Origin of the sequence: Sorangium sp. So ce302 (assembly GCF_051530145.1) — a bacterium.
GTDB classification, from domain to species: Bacteria; Myxococcota_A; Polyangia; order Polyangiales; family Polyangiaceae; genus Sorangium; species Sorangium cellulosum_B.
The window spans coordinates 6,716,303-6,733,766 of sequence record NZ_CP150326.1 but is presented as its reverse complement, the minus strand read 5'-3'; the positions used below and the strand labels follow the sequence as shown (position 1 = coordinate 6,733,766).

Annotated in this window: 11 protein-coding genes; 4 read left to right on the top strand and 7 right to left on the bottom strand. The window is 73.3% G+C overall.

Annotated elements, in window-relative coordinates:
- Window positions 1–32 precede the first annotated feature (32 nt).
- Complete coding sequence (locus tag WME73_RS25415) at window positions 33–5,090, bottom strand: translocation/assembly module TamB domain-containing protein (protein ID WP_437917343.1); 5,058 nt, start codon at window positions 5,088–5,090, stop codon at window positions 33–35.
- Between the two features lie 210 nt (window positions 5,091–5,300).
- Entirely contained in the window at window positions 5,301–7,007 is a 1,707-nt protein-coding gene (locus tag WME73_RS25410; RefSeq protein ID WP_437738972.1) for a protein kinase domain-containing protein, read from the bottom strand.
- A 360-nt stretch (window positions 7,008–7,367) separates the two neighbouring features.
- On the opposite strand from WME73_RS25410, the gene WME73_RS25405 reads away from it, so the two are divergent.
- Entirely contained in the window at window positions 7,368–8,891 is a 1,524-nt protein-coding gene (locus tag WME73_RS25405; protein WP_437917342.1) for a phytoene desaturase family protein, read from the top strand.
- Between the two features lie 247 nt (window positions 8,892–9,138).
- On the opposite strand, the gene WME73_RS25400 is transcribed toward WME73_RS25405, so the two are convergent.
- Both WME73_RS25400 and WME73_RS25395 read right to left on the bottom strand, forming a co-directional pair.
- Complete coding sequence (locus WME73_RS25400; protein WP_437917341.1) at window positions 9,139–10,431, bottom strand: hypothetical protein; 1,293 nt, start codon at window positions 10,429–10,431, stop codon at window positions 9,139–9,141.
- Between the two features lie 439 nt (window positions 10,432–10,870).
- Window positions 10,871–11,464 (bottom strand): hypothetical protein, encoded by a 594-nt coding sequence (locus WME73_RS25395; RefSeq protein ID WP_437747935.1) that lies wholly within the window; start codon window positions 11,462–11,464, stop codon window positions 10,871–10,873.
- A gap of 525 nt (window positions 11,465–11,989) precedes the next feature.
- On the opposite strand from WME73_RS25395, the gene WME73_RS25390 reads away from it, so the two are divergent.
- From WME73_RS25390 to WME73_RS25380, 3 genes are all read left to right on the top strand, one after another.
- A complete protein-coding gene (locus tag WME73_RS25390; protein WP_437747934.1) occupies window positions 11,990–12,502 on the top strand; it encodes a GNAT family N-acetyltransferase in 513 nt (170 codons plus the stop codon).
- A gap of 150 nt (window positions 12,503–12,652) precedes the next feature.
- Window positions 12,653–13,261 (top strand): TetR family transcriptional regulator, encoded by a 609-nt coding sequence (locus tag WME73_RS25385; RefSeq protein ID WP_437747933.1) that lies wholly within the window; start codon window positions 12,653–12,655, stop codon window positions 13,259–13,261.
- Window positions 13,262–13,317: 56 nt separating this feature from the next.
- On the top strand, window positions 13,318–14,325 hold the full coding sequence (locus tag WME73_RS25380) for a Rieske 2Fe-2S domain-containing protein (protein ID WP_437873794.1): 1,008 nt from the start codon (window positions 13,318–13,320) through the stop codon (window positions 14,323–14,325).
- A 118-nt stretch (window positions 14,326–14,443) separates the two neighbouring features.
- Here WME73_RS25380 and WME73_RS25375 read toward each other — a convergent pair whose 3' ends face one another.
- From WME73_RS25375 to WME73_RS25365, 3 genes are all read right to left on the bottom strand, one after another.
- Entirely contained in the window at window positions 14,444–15,250 is an 807-nt protein-coding gene (locus WME73_RS25375; RefSeq protein ID WP_437917340.1) for a ferritin-like domain-containing protein, read from the bottom strand.
- A gap of 70 nt (window positions 15,251–15,320) precedes the next feature.
- A complete protein-coding gene (locus WME73_RS25370) occupies window positions 15,321–16,361 on the bottom strand; it encodes a hypothetical protein (protein ID WP_437917339.1) in 1,041 nt (346 codons plus the stop codon).
- Window positions 16,362–16,580: 219 nt separating this feature from the next.
- Window positions 16,581–17,288: a hypothetical protein gene (locus tag WME73_RS25365; RefSeq protein ID WP_437747929.1), complete on the bottom strand. Its 708-nt coding sequence runs from the start codon at window positions 17,286–17,288 to the stop codon at window positions 16,581–16,583.
- Window positions 17,289–17,464 lie beyond the last annotated feature (176 nt).

Sequence of the window (17,464 nt, the reverse complement as noted above, 5' to 3'; positions counted from 1 at the left end):
CGTCGCGCCGGGCCGATGCGGCCGCGCTCGGCTCAGTACCGGTACTGCCAGAGCAGGTCGAGCATGCCCGAGGTCGCCTGGCGCGCGTCGACGCCCACCGTGCCGCGGAGCGTCCAGTGCTCGCTGAAGCGCCAGTCGATGGTGACCTCGGTCCGCGTGCCGCGCTCGCTCGCCGTCCCGCCAGGGGTCGGCCCGCTCGATCCCGTCGCGGCGCTCTGCTGCGCGCCTTCCTGGAAGGTGGCCAGCGCCGTCAGGTTGTCGCTCAGCCGGTAGACCACGCTCGTCCGCAGCGCGCCCTCGGACGTCGTCCCGAACCGCGTCGTCAGCCCGCGCAGCGGCGCGATGCCGCTCAGCAGCGCGTTGAACTGCGCCGACGCGATCTCGCTGCCGAGCGACGCCGCGACGCCGCCGGCCGCCCGGCCCGCGGGCGTCTGGGAGCCCGCGGCCTGCGCGCCCTCCGAGAAATCGGCGCCGAACAGGAGCCGCGCGAGGATGTCCTGCTGCGAGCTCGGCGGGCTCGAGGTGAAGCGCAGCGACCTGTCGGTGATGGGCCGGAGGTTGCCGTTGAAGGCGACGTGGATGCGCGTGCCGTCGGGGGCGTCCCAGTGCGCCGTGACGTTCAGGTGCGGGTTCGACGCCTCTTCCTCGCGCAGGCGCACGCGCCCGCCCTCGATCTCGAACGCCTTGCCGTAGATCTCGAGCTCGCCCCGCGTGACCACGATGCCGCCCGACACCCGCGTGTCCTCTCCGATCACGACGCGCGGCGGCGCGTCCTCGGCGCTCTGCAGGCGCAGCCTTAGCCCCGCGCCGCTGACGAACGCGTCGCGCACGTCGAACGCCACGGAGTAGCGGAGCGCGTCCGCCGCGCGCCGCTGCTTCTCCGGCCCGAGCGGCTGCGAGACGGAGATGTCGGGGTTGTCGCCGAGCGGCTGGACGTCGCGGCTGCTCGTCGCCGGCAGCGAGACGCGGAGCGTGGGGACCGTCGCGTACAGGGCGAGCTCGCCCGGCTTCTTCTCCGCGATGAACGACAGCGCCCCGGAGGCGGTCCCGAGCGGCACCCCCTCGAGCGTGAGCGGGAGGGCCTGGTCCTCGGCGATCGTCAGCGCCCCGGCGCCGTCGCGCAGCCCCAGCCCGGCGAGCCGGAACAGGGCCCAGCCCTGCGCCATCCCGGTCGTGCCCGCCGCGCGGAAGCCCTCGATCCGGAGGACGCCGCCCTCGGCCGTGATGCGGGCGGCCACGTCGCGCAGCTCCTGCCCGAGCTCCGGGATGTGCACGACGCCGTCCGTGACCTCCAGCTGGGCGCGGAGGTTGCCGTCCGCGTCGGACGGGCCACCGAGCTCGATGCGGAGGTTGCCGTCCAGCGTCCCATCGACCTTGCTCAGCAGGCCGCCGACCAGCGGCTGGAGCGCCGCGAGCCGGAAGCGCTCCGCGGAGATGGCGAGGTCCGTGCGCTCGCCGTCGAGGACCGGGATGAACCCGCCGCGGAAGCGCACGCTGGCGAAGGCGTTCGCGCGGATCTTGCCGCCGCGCCGGCCCTCGAGGGCGAGCTCGGTGACGCGGAGGTGCCCGCGCCCGGCCTCGCGCATCGGGTCGATCCGCAGCGCGAGCACGCCGCGCTCGAAGGCGAGGTCGCTCCCGAGCGTGACGCCCGGCACCGTGAGGCGCGCCTTGAGCGACGGCGCGATGTTGAGGCCGCGCATCTCGATCTCGCCGCTCACGCGCCCGGCGATGCCGCTGTCGGCGAGCAGGGGGATCTCGCCGAGCGGGACCTCGCGCAGCGTCGCGCGGAAGGAGCCGGTCCACGCCGGGGGCGGAGGCGCGCCTTTGAGCGCGCGCGCCGGGACGTCCGCGAGCAGGCGCTCGAGCGGGGCGAGCACCTCGGCGCTCACCGTCGCGATCTCGGCCGCGCCGCGCGTGACGTGCGCGTCCAGCGTGGCCTTCTCGCTGTCGTACGTGAGCCAAGCGTCGAGATCGGTGGGGAAAAGGAGATCCGTCGCGCTCGAGGCGCCCGGCGGCGCATAGGTCAAGCCCCACCAGAGGGTGCGCGCCGTCAGGAACGGACGCTCGATCGTGCCGCTTGCGTACGCGTCGATCCGCACCTCGCCGGCGAGCGGCGGGAGCGCCTCGCGCACGAACGAGGGCAGCGTGGCGAGCTGGTCCATCCCACGCCGCGGGATGGAGGCGTGCGCGGCGATGGGCGAGCGCAGGAGCGACGACCACCGGTCCGCGGGCGGCCCCGTGAGCGCCTCGAGATCGAGCTCGATCGCGCCGGAGACGTCGGCGAGCAGCCCGCCGTCGTACAGGGTCAGCGCGGCGTCCGCCTTGCCGGTCGCGCCGCTGAACGAGCCCTTGAGCTGCGCGTCGACGAAGCGCGACTCCCAGGCCGGGCGCTCGGCGCCCAGCCGATGAGGACCGGCGAGCGCGAGGCCGTGCGTCCGCACGAGCACGTCGTGCAGCGAAGGCAACGGATCGCCGGCCGCGCGCGACACCCCGAAGCTGGTCGTGAGCTTGCCGCGCACCTCGCTCACGATGTGCCCGATCGGCATGAGCTGCGCGAGGCAGCCGAGGTCCCAGTCGTTCGCGGCGACCTCGGCCTTCCCGACCAGGGTGGTCCAGGTCTTCGCGTGCAGGAGGGGCCCTTCCAGCGTGCCCTCGGCGCCGGACACACGCACGCTCGCGAGGGTGCCGGCGCACCGCGGGAGGGCGTCGTTCCACGCGCCGTTCGGCGGCTGCCCGCCGGTCCCGTTCGGGTGCGGCGATTTCGCGTCGATGCGCACGGACCCGTCGGCCTTGACCTGGTCGCGCTCGAAGGTCGCCGTGAGCTGCGCCGAGATGCCGGACAGGAACGCGACCTCGCCCCCCGTAAGGCCGAGCCGCACGTGGCCCGAGCGCCCGGTCTCGCGGTCCCGATCGAGCGCGACGTCGACCTCCGCGCGCCCGCGCACGCGGATCGGGATCCCGAGGATCCGGGCCACGCGGCCGACGTCGATGCCGTCGCCCCGGAGGCGTCCGGTCACGTCATCGCCCCGCACCGCGAGCCGGCCCTTCAGCGAGCCGAGCTCGGCCGAGGAGAGATCGAGCCCCTCGACGGCGAGCCCGCCGGCCGAGGAGGTGATCGCCGTGATCTTCCCCGCGACCGCGGCGCCGTCGCGCTTCAGCTGGAGCTCGACGTCGCGGAGGGCGAGGGGAGCGGCGCTCAGCCGCGCGGAGGCGCTCAGGGAGTCGTCGCCGTCGGTGAGCGTCGCGCGGAGCTTCGGCGAGGCGAGCGGGCCGGAGATCTGCGCGGTGACGTCGTCGAGCGCGTGGCCGCCGGCGAGCGCCTCCTTCCCGGAGAGCGAGGCGTCGATCGAGAGCGCGTCGATCGGCCCGGAGACCCGCCCCGCGACGCGCGCGCTGGCGAGCGCGACGTCCTGGCCGACCCGGAGCCCGGCGAACGCGCCTTCGACGCGCGCGTCGAGCGCTCCCTCGCGCAGGCTCCCCTCGACGCGCACGCGGCCGGCGCCGTCGACGGGCCCGGCGAGGCGCGGCGCCGCGGCGATCGCCGGGATGTCGGCCGTCGCCGCGAAGCGGAGGCCCTGCCCGCCCGGCAGGAAGGAGACGGCGGCGTCGATCGGCGCGCCCGGCTCGTGGAGGTGCGCGCGCGCGTGGAGCTCGCCGCGGTCGAGCACGAGGTGGACGTCCGCCGCCGGCACGCGTTGCCCGAGCAGCGCGGTGGGCTCGGTCCGCGCCTCGACGGAGAGCCGGAGCAGGTCGCCGAGCTCGACGCGCACCCGGCCGTCCGCAGTGATCAAGGGCGCCGGCTCGGAGCCGCGCTCCAGCGCGGGCTTCGTCGCTTCGGCGCGGAGCCGGGCGGGCGCAACGCGGGGCAGGGCGGGCGCGGCGTGGGTCAGGGTGGGTACGGCGCGGGGCCGGGCGGGCGCGGCCGGGGCGGGCGCCGCGCCGGCCGGTACGGGCGCCGCGCCGCTCGCCGTATCGGGCGAGAGGCGCACGCCGAAGAGCCGCAGATCGACGTCGCGCGCCTGGACCTCCGCGTCGAGCCGCACGGGCCCCGCCACGTCGAGCCGCCCGGTGAGGGCGAGGCCGCCGCCCGCGGGGCCGGCAGGATCCGCCGAGGCCGAGGCCACCACGTCGAGCTGAGGGAGGTGGCCGTTCACGGCCACGCGCGCGGAGATGGGCTCGGTGAGGGGGTGATCCGGGAGGAGGCTCCGCAGCTGCTCCGGCGTGGCGCGCGGGACGCTCACCTGCGCCTCGAGGTGCCCCTCGTCGAGCACGGCCCGCGCGGTGACCTCGACGTCGGCGAGCCGACCGGCGAAGCTGCTCCACATCCGGACCTCGTCCCCGGCGCGGAGGTGGTAGTTCGCCGTGCCCGCCGTCCTGGCCGGCAGGAACGCGCGATCCACGAGGCCCGTCTGATCGACGTCGACCGCGACGCCCTCCGGGCCGACGTGCACCGACCCGAAGAGCCGGCTGACATCGGCGTCCAGCGCGCGCGGCGGAGCGACCTGCCCGTGGACCCACCCGCGCCCGATCTCGACGTGCGAGAGGGCGACGACGACGTCGCGCGGAGGCCCCTCGGGCTTGGACGAGGGCGGGCTTCGCGGCGGCAGCGGCGTGAACGTGTCGCCGAGGGTGACGCCCCCCGCGCCGTTGTCCTGGACCAGCACGTCGGCCTGCTCGACCCGGATGTACGGGACCTCGATGCGGAGCGCGCCCGCGCCGAAGAGCGCGCCGCGGAGCATCGCGAGCACGTCGGCGCGCGCCTCGAGGCCGCTCGCGCGGATCACCTTGTTCCCGCGTGGATCGAGCGCGACCGCGGATCGGATCCGCACGCCGCCCAGGCCGAGCGCGTCGATCTCGTCAGCGACGATCCGCCCCTGGAACAGCGAGCCGAGGAGCCGGTTCGTGGCGTCGCGGGCCACGCGGCGCGCGGCGGGCGTGTCGAGGTGGAGCGCGACGCCGACGGCCGCGGCGCCCGCGAACGTCAGCGTGAGCCCGAGCGCCGCCGCGACGGCGGACGCAGCGCGGCGGGCGCGTCCCGGCGCGCGCGGTGCCGAGGAGCGCCGCGCCTCAGGTGCGGGGTCGGGCGTCACGGCGGGTAGCTTAGTACGCACGGGGCGCGGCGACCGTGCTGGCGCGCGGCGCGACGGCAGGCGGCGGAGGAACGCCGCGCCGCCGGGTCGAGCTCCTCGGGGGCGCGCCCGCGCCGGATCCACGCGCGCCGCAGGGAAGTCCTCGCCGGAGCTCCACGACCTGCGACACGCCGCCACGATGTGCGCCCGAGGCGCGCCGGAGCGGAGCGGTCAGCCGGCGAGCCGCTCGAGCTCCACGAAGAGCGTGCCGAGCTCCGGCTTCGATCGGAGCGGCGCGCAGAAGCGGCTGGCCAGGTGGAGCAGCTCGGCGTCGAGCTGATCGACCCTCCGCCCGATCTCGGCGATGCGCTCCTGGGACTCCCGGCGCCGCGCCTCGAGCTGCCGGTCGAGCTCTTCGAGGCGCTCGCGCAGCTTCTTGATCTGCGCGTCCACCTCGGCCACCTCGTGCTCGCGGGCGATCGCCTCGCTCTCCGCCTCGTAGTCCGCCTTGCGCGACGCATACCAGCCCTCGACGAGCTCGGCCAGCTTGCGGTAGCTGGCGGCGAGCTCGAGGTAGGGCTCGGCGAACCCGCACCGGCCCTCCCAGCGCACGGCCTCCTTGTGCGCGATCAGCACCTCGGGGACGAACGCCTGCGTCGCCGCGCTGAGCGGCGCCACCCTGGCGCGGAACGACCGGGCCTCCTCGCGCGTGAGCGAGGCGTCGACCGTGAGCGCGTCCATCGCCCGCCCGATCTGCATCCGGCCGTCGCGCCACTCCTCGGCGACGCCCTCGAGGCGCCGCTGCTCGTCGAGGGCCCTCGAGCGGAGATCGGCGTGCTCCCGCACGACGCCGCGCAGCGCCTCGAGCTGCCGCTGGATGTCCACCGGCGCCGACGCGCCGAACGCGCGGGCCGTCATCCGCTCGAACAGCTCGAGCCGGCTGACCCAGGGATCGCGCCCGGCGCCCCTCGATCGCACCGCCGAGTCGCGCGGCATCGCCTCCGGCGGCGGGGGGAGCGCGATCCGGCTCGCGGCCGCGATCTCCTCGAGCTCCGCGAGCACGCGGTACGCGTCGACGGGGCGCTCGGAGGGCTCCTTCGCCAGCAGGGCGCCGACGAGGCGGTCGAGCGCGTCCGGCATCTCCGGGGCCAGCTCCTTGAGGTGCGGCGGCTGCTCGTTCATGTGCTTCAGGATCCAGCTCGCCGGATCCGGGGCGTCGAACGGCAGCCGCTGCGTGATCATCTCGAACATGATGACCCCGAGCGAGTAGAGGTCCGCCGGGGGGCCAGCGTCGATCGTCGTGCTGCGCTCTGGGGCCATGTACTGCGGTGTGCCGAAGATCTCGCCGAGGTTCGTGAGGCGCGCGTCCTGCGCGCAGCGGGCGATGCCGAAGTCGAGGAGCTTCACCCAGTCGCCCTTCATCAGGAACACGTTCTCCGGCTTGAGATCGCGGTGCACGACGTCGAAGTCGTGCGCTCGGCCGAGGGCGCGCGCCATCTGCACCCAGATGGGCAGGGCCCGCGCGAGCGGCACCCGGCTGCGCTCCACGACGTCGGCGAGGCTCGTCCCCTGGAGCAGCTCCATCACCAGGAAGGGCAGCCCGTCGTCGGTGTCGCCCTGATCGAAGATCTCGATGATGTTCGGGTGCGCGAGCCGCTGCGCGTGCCGTGCCTCGCGCCGGAAGCGCTCCCGCGTCGTCGTGTCCTGCGCGAACTCGCGGTTCAGGATCTTGATGGCGCAGGGGGTGCCGATCAGCTTGTTGTATGCCCTGTAGACCGTGGCCATCCCGCCGATCCCGAGGCCCTGCTCGATGACGTACCGACCCGCGATCGACGTCCCGATGCGGGGATCCTTCTCGGAGACGAGCGACGAGCCGTCGATGAAGCAGAAGGCGCTGTCGGCCGGGTAACGCTGATGGCACTGCGGGCAGGTCTTCATAGCGGGCACGTCGGCTGCAAGGCTACACTCTACGGGGGGCCGCTCTCGAGGGTCAACGCTCGGCGCGCGCCTCGGCGCTTTGTCGAGTCGTGGTGTGCCGCGCTGCCTTGCCCTGCGTGATTCCGCGTAGCCCGGCGTCTCCTCGCGCGGCCCCGCGTTCTCCCACGTGGCACACGCGCCTCCTCGCATCCCGCGGCCTCCCCTCGCGTGGTCTCGCGTGGTCTCGCGTGCTCTCGCGTCTGCTAGCGTCTGCTAGCGTCTGCTAGCGTCTGCTAGCGTGATTCCAGCGCGGTTTTCGCGTGATTGCCGGCGGCGCGGCGCGCGCCGCGCGGGCTCTCCGCGATATGTTCTCGTGACGTCATGGACGAGGCTCCCTTGCGCGCGGTGGTGATCGGCTCCGGGGTCGGCGGCTCTGCCGCGGCGCTCCTCCTTGCGCACGCCGGCATCCCGACCCTGCTCGTCGAGAAGGAGCGCCGCCTGGGCGGCTCCTCTGCCGCTTACGAGAGGGACGGCTTCCGTGTCGACACAGCCACGCACATGCTCGGCTGTGGCGAGCAAGGCCCGGTCGGCGAGGTGCTCCGCCGCGTGGGCCAGGGCGACGCGATCACCTTCCAGCAGAGCGACGAGCCGGCGGCGCTCTGCTTCACGGGCGCCCGCGCCGGGACCGCGCGCGCTCGCCGCGTCGTCCTGCGGGCAGATCTCCTCCGGCTCGCCGGGACCGCCCTGGATCTCGCGCGCGGCCTCGACCTCACGCCGCTGGAGGCCGCGGGCGCCGCGCGTCTCTTCGCGCACGCGGCGGCGATGCGCGACGTCGATCTGGCCGCGTGTGACGACGTGACGGCCGAGGCGTACGTGGCCCGCTTCATCCCACGCGCCGCGGCCGCCGCTCGGCTCGGCGGGCTGCTCGGCCTGCCGCTGCTGCTGCCAGGCGCCGAGGCGTCTGCGGGCGAGGCGCTGTTCTCCTTGCGCCGGCTCGCCCGCGCCGGCCGGCAGCGTTATCCCGAGGGAGGCGCGTCGCGGATCCCCGAGGTCTTCTGCCGCCTGGCCCGGGAGCTCGGCGCTGCCGTGTGGACGGGCGCGACCGTACGCCGCGTGCTGGTGCACGATCGTCGCGTGCAGGGCGTCGAGCTCGAGGACGGAACGGCGCTCCCCGCGCGCATCGTGGTGAGCGCGGCTGGGCTCCTGCGCACGGTGTCGGGCCTCGTTGGCGAGCCGCACTTCCCCGACGCCTACGTGGCGCGCGTCCGTGCGATCGCGCCTCGACCGAGGCTGGTCGAGGTCAAGATCGGGCTGCGCAGGCGGCTCGTCTCGGCGGGCGCGCTCGCCGGTCTAGCCGGCGGCGCCGGCGCGCCGGCGTTTCCGTTCTATTGCCTCGCGCCGACGCGCTTCGACCCGTCGCTCGCGCCGCCTGGACATGAGCTCCTCTGCGCGTGCGCCGTACCGGGTGGGAGCGGCGGCGCCTCGCGCGGCGGACCCGGCGCGACGGTCGACGAGCTCTTGCGGGCGCTGTCGGCGGCGGTGCCCGGCGTGCTCTCCCAGGCGATCTTCGTCGACGGATCATCCCCGGACGGAGGCGGAGAGGCGTGCGCTCCGGGCGGCGAGCTCGCGTCGGGGACGGCGCAGACGCCTGGCCAGGTCGGCCGCGCGCGGCCGGCGGTGTACACGCCCGTGAGGGGGCTGTACCTCGCAGGGCGCGCGGCCGGCGGGCGCGGCGCGGGGATGGATCTCGCCGCCTCGAGCGCGATGGAGTGCGTCGACCGCATCCTCGTCGATCTCGGCCGCGATCTCGGCGCGCCCGCCCCGCCCGCGCTGGTCGACATCGCGGGCGATCTGCTCGGGCGCGCCGCGGGCTCCACCGCATCGTGGCTCACGCGCCCCCGCTAGAGCGGCGGTCACCCGCTTCGGATACGGGCCCATCTCGACGTTTTCGGTGCTCAGCGCACAGGAGTGCGCTTGCGCGCCGAAAACGCCGATCTGGGCCCGTCTCCTGTGCGGGAGACCGCCGCTCTGCTGCCGCTCTGCTGCCGCTCTGCTGCCGCTCTGCTGCCGCTCTGCTGCCGCTCTGCTGCCGCTCTGCTGCCGCTTTGCTCTGGATGGTGCAGGGGTGGGCGAAACCGCTCTGGCCCGCGCTTCAGCGCGTGGTCGTGGTGCCGCGGTTGCCCCGCGCGAGCGCGTCGAGCGGCAGCTTCTGATCCTCGAACACGGCATCTAGCTCCTCGCTGCCCCGCTCTCGCACGCCGGAGCGCGGCGACAGCTCGGGGCGCACCGAGGACGCCGGGGCCATCCGCGCCGACAGGGGCCCCATCGTCTTGATCGACGGCGGGGGCTCGGCGCTCGAGAGCGCGCCGGGCGGGACGGAGCGCACCGAGGGGGGCGAGCTCGCCATCGTGCGCAAGGACGGCGGGCTCGGCAGGCTGCGCCTGGAGGAGGGCGGCCCCGCTTGCGCGCTCGACGGCATCGGCGTGGGTCGACGCGCCGCAGGGCCCCCTGGCAGAGGGCGCGACGAGGGGACCGGCGGCACGCTCGGCTGCGCGCGCGTCGACGGAGGTGGACCCGACAGGAGCTGTGAGCGCATCGACGGAGGCGGACTCGACAGGGGCTCGGGGCGCGACGACGGAGGCAGGCTCGACAGGCGGCCGCTCCCGGCGGCCTCTGCATACGCATATGCGGGGCCCGAGAGCGAGCGGGCAGAGGGCGGCGGTGCCGATGGTGACCCGCCCGGCGCGTACGCGCTCGGCTGCGTGCGCGCCAGCGGCGGCGCGGAGGGCACCGACGGTGGGGAGCGGAACGAAGGCGGCGCGCTCGACGGGGGCACCGGCGTGAGCGCGTGGCTCGCGAGGGGCGCCCGGGCCGACGGCGGGGCGGCGGAGCGCGCCGATGGCGGCGGCAGCGTGCTCTGGCTCGTCGACCTCTCGCGGACCTGCGCCGCGAGGCGAGAATCCGCGCTCGCGCCCGCCCGCTGCGGTGCGCGGGAGTCCGCGCCCGAGGCCGCCTTGTGGCCGAAGGTCTCGCTGCGCTGCGCCCCGATCATCGTGTAGCGCCCGCCTCCCTCGTCGCGCCGACCCGCGTCGCGCTGCGAGTTCATCTCGCGCGTCTCGCGCAGCGCGCCGCTCAGCATCGCCTCGAGCTCTCGCTCGCTGACCTCCTCATCGAGCCGCAGCAGCGTCGAGTGGACGTCCCGGGCGAGCGCCTCGAAATCGGCGGGATCCCTCGCGTAGACGCTGTTGGACAGGAGGATCGCGAGCGGCCGCCGCTCGGCGGCGATCGTCGCGGCGGTGGCCGCGTCGCAGCGGTGCAGGAGCACCCCGCAGCCCGGCGCCACCGCGAGGCACAGGCTGAAGAGCGCCGGCCACGCGGGATCAAGGACCACAAGAATGCTGGGCACATGAAGCGGGGTTGCGGTGATCTGCGCGCGGCGGTCCATGGCAGCCCGAGGATAAACGAAACTGCCCGAGCGATCGTAGTTCTCTTTCTCTGAATCGGTCATTTTTACTCTGCTTGTACGTTCCGCGTACGTTCCGCGTACGTTCTGCGATGAGGCCAGTGGCGTCGATCTCCTACAGCTCGATTGCGTGTGCGCCATTCATTGCGGCGTCGCGTCATCACGTCGTCGCGACGTCGCGTCATCGCGTCATGGCGTCACGGCGTCGTCGTCGTGACATCGACCTTTCGGCTCCCGCGTCCGCCCGGTGCGCGTCCTGCTCCGGGCGGGGCGCGCGCCGCGCGCCCCCGCCCGGATGAGCGGCGGAGGGCGCGCGGCGTGGCAACGCCGGTAGCGCGGTGGGCGTCGCGGGCTCGGTGGACGCGGGGAGACGACGTGGTGTGATGTCTGCGCGGCGCCGCCTCGCCCCGCGGCGCCGCGATCACAGCCCGGTATAGATGGTGGCGAAGGAGGCCGCCTCGCCGCGGAGAAGCAGGCTGAGCCGCGGGTTCGGCACCTTGAAGGTGTGAATCTTGGCGTTCCGCACGTCGAGCACCGCGAAGGCGCCGCCCGGCGTGCTCTCCGCGAGCCCGTTCATGAGCAGGTTCAGCACGACCGAGACGCGCTTGGACGACAGGGGCTCCCCGCGGAAATACATCTTGATGACATGCGGCGTCCCATCGATGACGAGCCCGAGCTCCGGGTTGACGTTGATCTCGAGATCGCCGAGGCGGTACGTCGACGTCGGCGGCTCGAACCATGTCATCCTCGTCGAGGCGAGGAACTTGCGATATCCGTTCACCACCGACGGGTAGATGCGGCGGCGCCGCTCGTCGTGCTGCGCGGCGAGGAAGCCGTCGAGCACGCTGGTGGGCTTTCCGCTCCTGTGCATGTCGACGATCGCCTCTCGCACCTGCCTGTAAAAGTCCGTGTGGAGCTCGTCCTTCCGCTCCTTGAACTCCCTGACGCCCGTCAGCTTGGGCGTCCCGGCCTTGAGAACGAAGTCGACAAAGTACGTGAGCGAGATCTTTTCCATGAAGTCTCCTCCAAAACGAAGCATTCCGGCGCGCCATTTACACGCTCGTGCGAGAGACACGCCGTCGCGCCGCGTTCTTGATGTCTACCATGGATAGTCATCTTCGACCCGTCGGGAAAGGGATCGATCGGACGGACATTGTCCCAACCCGTCAGGGGCGGACGGCCGTGCCTGCGATCGTAAAAATATTTGTGATTACGTGTATTTGTGTCTGTCTTCGGGCGCCGGTTCACCCTGCGGTGCGGCCTTCCGCTAGGCTGTGCGAATGGCCATGACGAGAAGAGGCGCGCGCGGCGAAGGTAATCGACAGAATCCAGCTGTTGTCCAGGGGATGTCCTGTGGAGAACGCCTGTGGAGAACTGGAGAGGAAGGGTCGTTATCGAGGCGTCGACCCGGTCGGACATGGTCTGTCATAACCGCGTCCTCCTTGGCGCTTGACGCGGCTCGCGGGCGGGGGATCGCGCCGGACGCTGCCCCTTGCGCAGGCCGATCGGCGGAGGGGCGCCGGCCCGGCGGGGTGCGTCGATGATGGACGTCAGGCCGGAGCGCGCGGGGGATGAAGCGGGGATCCGCGCCGTCCACCTCGCGGCGTTCCCCTCGGCGCTCGAGGCGGATCTCGTGGACGGGCTGCGGGACGCGGGGCGCGCGGCCGTCTCGCTGGTCGCGGAGACGGACACGGGCATCGTCGGACATGTCCTGTTCAGCCCCGTGACGATCGCCGGCGACGGCGTCCCCGGCAAGGGCCTCGGCCTCGCGCCGCTCGCGGTCTCGCCTGGGCTTGCGGGCCGCGGCATCGGCTCTGCGCTGGCGCGACGGGGGATCGCGGCGTGCAGGGACGCCGGCTTCGCGTTCGCCGTCGTCCTCGGATCGCCTGAGTACTACGCTCGGTTCGGGTTCAAGAAGGCCAGCCTGTACGGCCTCGGCAACGAGTACGCGGCGGACGAGGCGTTCATGGCGATCGAGCTCGCGCAGGGGGCGCTGGAGCGCGCCCGAGGCGTGGTCATCTACAGCCCCGAGTTCGGCGTCTTCACGACCTGAGCCCGAGCCCGGCGTCTTCACGACCTTGTCTCGCGTCCTCTCCGTCAGATCGCCCTGCCCGTCCCGACGGCGACCCCACCCCGCGCGCCCGGCGCCGACCAGGTGACGATCGGGCTTGCTAACATACATTCTCGAATGTATATGAGGTGGGTGCGACGGACGAAGGAGGAAGCAGCGGCGACGCGCGAGCAGATCCTCGACGCGGCGCTGCGCGTCTTCAGCCGCAAGGGATACTCGGCGGCGACGCTGCAGGACGTCGCGGCGGAAGCCGCGCTGACGCGGGGCGCGGTCTACTGGCACTTCAAGGGCAAGGTCGAGCTCTACTCGGCGCTGATCGGCGAGCGCTTCGCCAAGGCGAACGAGGTCTTCGCCGAGGCGCTCTCGCCCCGGTACGCGCCGCTCGAGTCGATCGAGCGCCTGCTCACGCGCTCGCTCGAGTACCTGGAGGAAGATCCAGAGTACCGCGCGGTCCTCTCGATCACGCTGTTCAAGACCGAGCTCACGCCCGAGCTGGAACCGGGATTCCAGCAGAAGATCGCGAACGCGCGCCGCCTCGTCGACATGGTCGCCGACCTCGTGCGAAAGGGCATCGCGGCCGGCCAGATCGACCGCGCCACCGACCCGAGGGCCGCGGCCCTCGCGGCCGTCAGCCTCGTGCACGGAGCGACCGCGCTGCACCTCATGGACCCGACGGCGCTGGAGTCCAGGGCCGTCGTGCGCCGCATGGTCGCGACGTTCCTGCGCGGGCTCCGGCGCTGAGGGCGTTTTTTGTGTCGATTTACATACATTCATGAATGTTTGCTGGAGGTGAGGTCATGTTCCTCAGGGAGTACTGGTATGTTGCCTGTGCGTCCTCGCAGCTCGGGGATGCCCCCCGCGCGGTCCGGGTCCTCGATCGGGACATCGTTGTATTTCGCGGAGACGGCCGCCGTCCCCGCGCGCTCGCGGATCGGTGCTGCCACCGCGGCGTCAAGCTGTCTCTCGGGCGCGTGGCCCGGGGAGAGCTTTCGTGCGGATACCACGGCTGGAGGTACGGCGGCGGCGGCGAGTGCGTGCACATCCCGTCGCTCGCGGGGGACAGGCGCATCCCCGAGAGGTGCGGTGTCCCCGCGTTCCCGTGCGCGGAGCAGGACGGGTATGTGTGGGTCTGGCTCGGCGAGGGCCACGGCGGAGCGCCGCCGCCCGCGCCGAGCATCGACGGCTTTGCGGCGCACCGCTGGGATCAGGGCTCGGTGGAGCTCGGGTGCTCGTCCATCAAAGGCCTGGAGAACAACCTCGACTGGTGTCATCCAGCGTTTGCGCACCCGTGGACCCACTGGCAGTTCTACACGGCGCTCTTCCGCGGCCTGCGCGAGGAGCTCCTCGAGCTGCGGCCGACGCTCGATGGGATGACGCTGCGCGGGCCGGTCCGCGAGGACGGCGGCGCGCCCGGGCAGCGGTCGCTGCAGACGCTGCTCTCGTTCAAGCTCCCCGACCGCGTCGAGGTGCGCTCGCTGGGAGGGCCCTCGCGCCGGATCGTCCTGCACTTCGTCCCGACCGCGCCCGATCGGTGCCGCCTGGAGTGGATGAGCGCGAGGGCGCTGCCCTTCGGGGCGCGCGTGCGCTTTCGCCAGGAAGAGCCGGCGATCCTCCGGCAAGACCGGCTCCTCCTGGAGAGCGCGGAGCACACCTGCGCGGAACAGGGGCCCCTCCGCGAGCACCACGTCGAGGCAGACGCGCCAGCGCTGCTCCTGCGCCGCATCCTCGAGTCGGCGGCGCGCGGCGAATGGGCGCAGAGGCGAGCGAGCCTGCCGGAACGGCGGGTGATCCGGGTGATGGCGTGACGGCGCGTCCGCGCAGGCTCCAGGCTGGCGGCGCTGTGCGCGAGGGCTGGCGGGGTCCGGCTCGGGGGGCGCGGCCGTCTTGCGGCGCCGCGCGGCGGATGGATGGGAGGCGTCCGGCTCAGGGGGGCGCGGCGGACCTGTCCGGCGCGGTCGCCGCGCGCCACGCGGCGGCCGCATCGAGGCCGTGCTCGCCGAAGCGAGGCGCGTAGTCCCGCTCCACGGCGCGCTCCAGGATCTCGCCGTACCGCGCGGGCGGCATCAGGCCCCAGGCGCGGTCGTCGTCGGAGATCGCCGCGCGCCTCGCGCCGCCAGGGGGCATGTAGCTCCTGCGCAGCCGCGTGAACATGCCGTGGAGCTCGCGCTCGACCAGCTGCCGCACGGCCGGCGCGCACGGCTGATCGAGCAGGTAACGGAGCAGCGTCCAGCCGAAGTCGCGGTGCCGGACCTCGTCGCGCAGGATGCGGTCGAGCGCCCGGCGCGCGACCGGCACGGTGCACCCCTCGCGGAGCACCTTGAAGAGCGGGACCGCGACCGTCTCCCCCAGGCAGAACACCTCGACGCCCGCCCGGGCGACGGCCATCTCGAGCGGCTCGTCTCCGCTGCTTCTGAGCCCGAGCGTCTCGCGGCGGAGCGCCGGCAAGGCGCCGCCGCCCGCGCGGGCGTGGACGCGATGGCTGAGGCGAGCGTGCGCGAGCTCGTCCTTGACGATGCGGAGGCCGTCGTCGATGAGATCCGGCGACGCGCCCATCTGGATCAGCCAGAGCGTGAGGTGCTGCGTGATCGCCGCCGAGCGGTACTCGGCCTCGACGCGCCGCCCCCACTCGGCCCGCACCGCGTCGCTCGCCGGAGGGAGGGGGGCGCGCTGCCCGCGCGGCGCCTCCGCGTCAGCGGCGCTGTCCTGGTCTGCGTCGGGGGCGTCCGTCATGGGATCACGCTAGGCGGGGGGTTTGAGGGCGGCAAGACGGGAGGCGGGCGCTCACCGCCCCCCGAGGAGCTCACGGCGACGCGCTCGGGCGCCCGCCGGGCGGCGCGCACACCTTCACGGTCGAGCCGCAGGCGTCACAGGCCTCCTTGTAACAGGGGTTGATGACGAGCTCCTGGCAGCGCGTCCCGCTCGGACACGCCTCGTCGACCTCGCAACCCTGGCTCGGGAAGCAGCCTGCCTCGGCCAGCACGGGGGTATTCGAGGCGTCGCCGCAGCCTGGCGTGAGCCAGCGACACGTCGGCCCGAGGTTGGCGCACGCGTTCTCGGTGGCGGCCGTGAGACAGAGGTCGGGGGGCGGCGGGTTGCAGAAGATCTCGGCTACCTGCCAGCTCCAGGTGTCCTTTTGCTGAACGCACACGGCCTCGGTCGGCATCGGGCCGCAGCCGGTCATCATCTCGTAGGGGCAGGGCCCGCTCGCTGCCACGCAGGGATCCCCGTCGGTCGGCATCACCTCGGGACACACCGGCGGCGGCGGGTTGCAGGCCGGCGAGATCGGTTCGGACCACGTGGCGTCGTCACCGCACGTCACCACCGAGGGGCAACCGGTGGCGTCATAGTGGCAGGTCGTCCCGGGCTCCGCGCAGGCGCCGCCGGCCTTCGGCACCTCCACGGGGCACTCCGGCGGCGGCGGGTTGCAGGCCGGCGAGATCGGTTCGGACCACGTGGCGTCGTCACCGCACGTCACCACCGAGGGGCAACCGGTGGTGTCATAGTTGCAGGTCTTCCCGGGCTGCTCGCAGGCGCTGCCGGCCTCCGGCACCTCCGCGGGGCACTCCGGTGGCTCCGGCGGGTTGCAGGCCACCGTGGGTTCCTCATACCACTCCCCGCGCATACACGTGCTGTCGATCGGGAGGCCGCACAGCTCCTTACCATAGTTGCACGAAAGGCCGTCCTCCTCGCAGCTCGATCCGACCTCCGGCGCCGACTCGGGGCAGCCGCCGCTTGTCACCGTGGGATCGCACCCCGGCAGGGCCACCGCGCCCGCGAGCGAGGCCGCCGCGGCGACGGTCACGATGAACGGCGCCTTCAGCACCTTTCGCTTCTTCTGCATGAGCATGGTTCGACGGGTCCTTTCTTTGGCACAGGTTGGCGCAAGGTCACGTCCTCGCGCGCTCCAAGGCTGGGTCGAGCAAGCGAGGTGCCAGGGCGATCCGTGGCGGACCCGGGAGCGAAATTTGTCAACGGGAAAGGAAAATGACGCCCTGGATGTGCCTCTCCACAGCGCTCGTGGGAGCCGGCGAGCGCTCTCCCGCTCGGGCCATGCGCCGATTCAGCGGCAGGCGCTGATCTGCACGTCGTCGATGTTCCAGCCCGACATGGGCGCGCCGCCGAAGGCGATGACGGCGCTGTAGCCGAACCGCACGCGCAGGCTCGAGCTCTTGTAGGGCGTCAGATCGTAGGTGACGCGCTTCCATCCGGACTCGGTGACATCGTCGTGCGGAGATTCGTAGACGATCCGCCAGCGCGATCCGTCGAAGACCTCGACGCGGGCCTTGTTGCGGTAGGTCGTGTTCAGCCATCGCCAGAACGACAGCGTGACTCGCCCGCTCACGAGCGCGTCGACGGCGGGGCTGGTCAGGTAGCGCTGCGGGTGCGGCGCGGTGACGCTCGGGCTGCCGCCGAGGACCACGCCCGCCACGCCGTCGTCGCCGGCCTCGGTGTGATCGCTCGCCGGATCGGGGAACCCTGCGCGCTGGTCGCTCGACGCCCTCGCAGGCCCGATCTCCCACCCCGCCGCGAGGCTCCACCGGGTCGCCTTGTCCGCGAAGGCCTCCGTGAAGAGGACCCGCGCGGAGCACGGCGCGCTCGGGTCGACGTTCCCGGGGGCGCCGCGAAACGCCGTCGGAGAGGCCGCCGCCCAGTCCAGCGCCAGAGACCCGTCCCCCTCCGCGAGCCATGGCGCGTCCGCCGGGCCGGGAGTGCACGCGGCCGCGGCGAGGCCGCACAGGACGGCGGCCTGCCCAATCCACCTGTTCATGGTCGCTCCTACGAACGTTCAATGCCGGAGGCGCAGACACCCTTCCGCAGGGCCGTCGCGCGGCATCGAGAGCACGTGTTTGTAGGCCCGAACCGGGGCGGCGGATAGCCCACGTGAGCGGCGGCGGATGCGGTGAGATCGGCGTCGCGCCCTCCGACCACAGCGCAGCTCCCGCG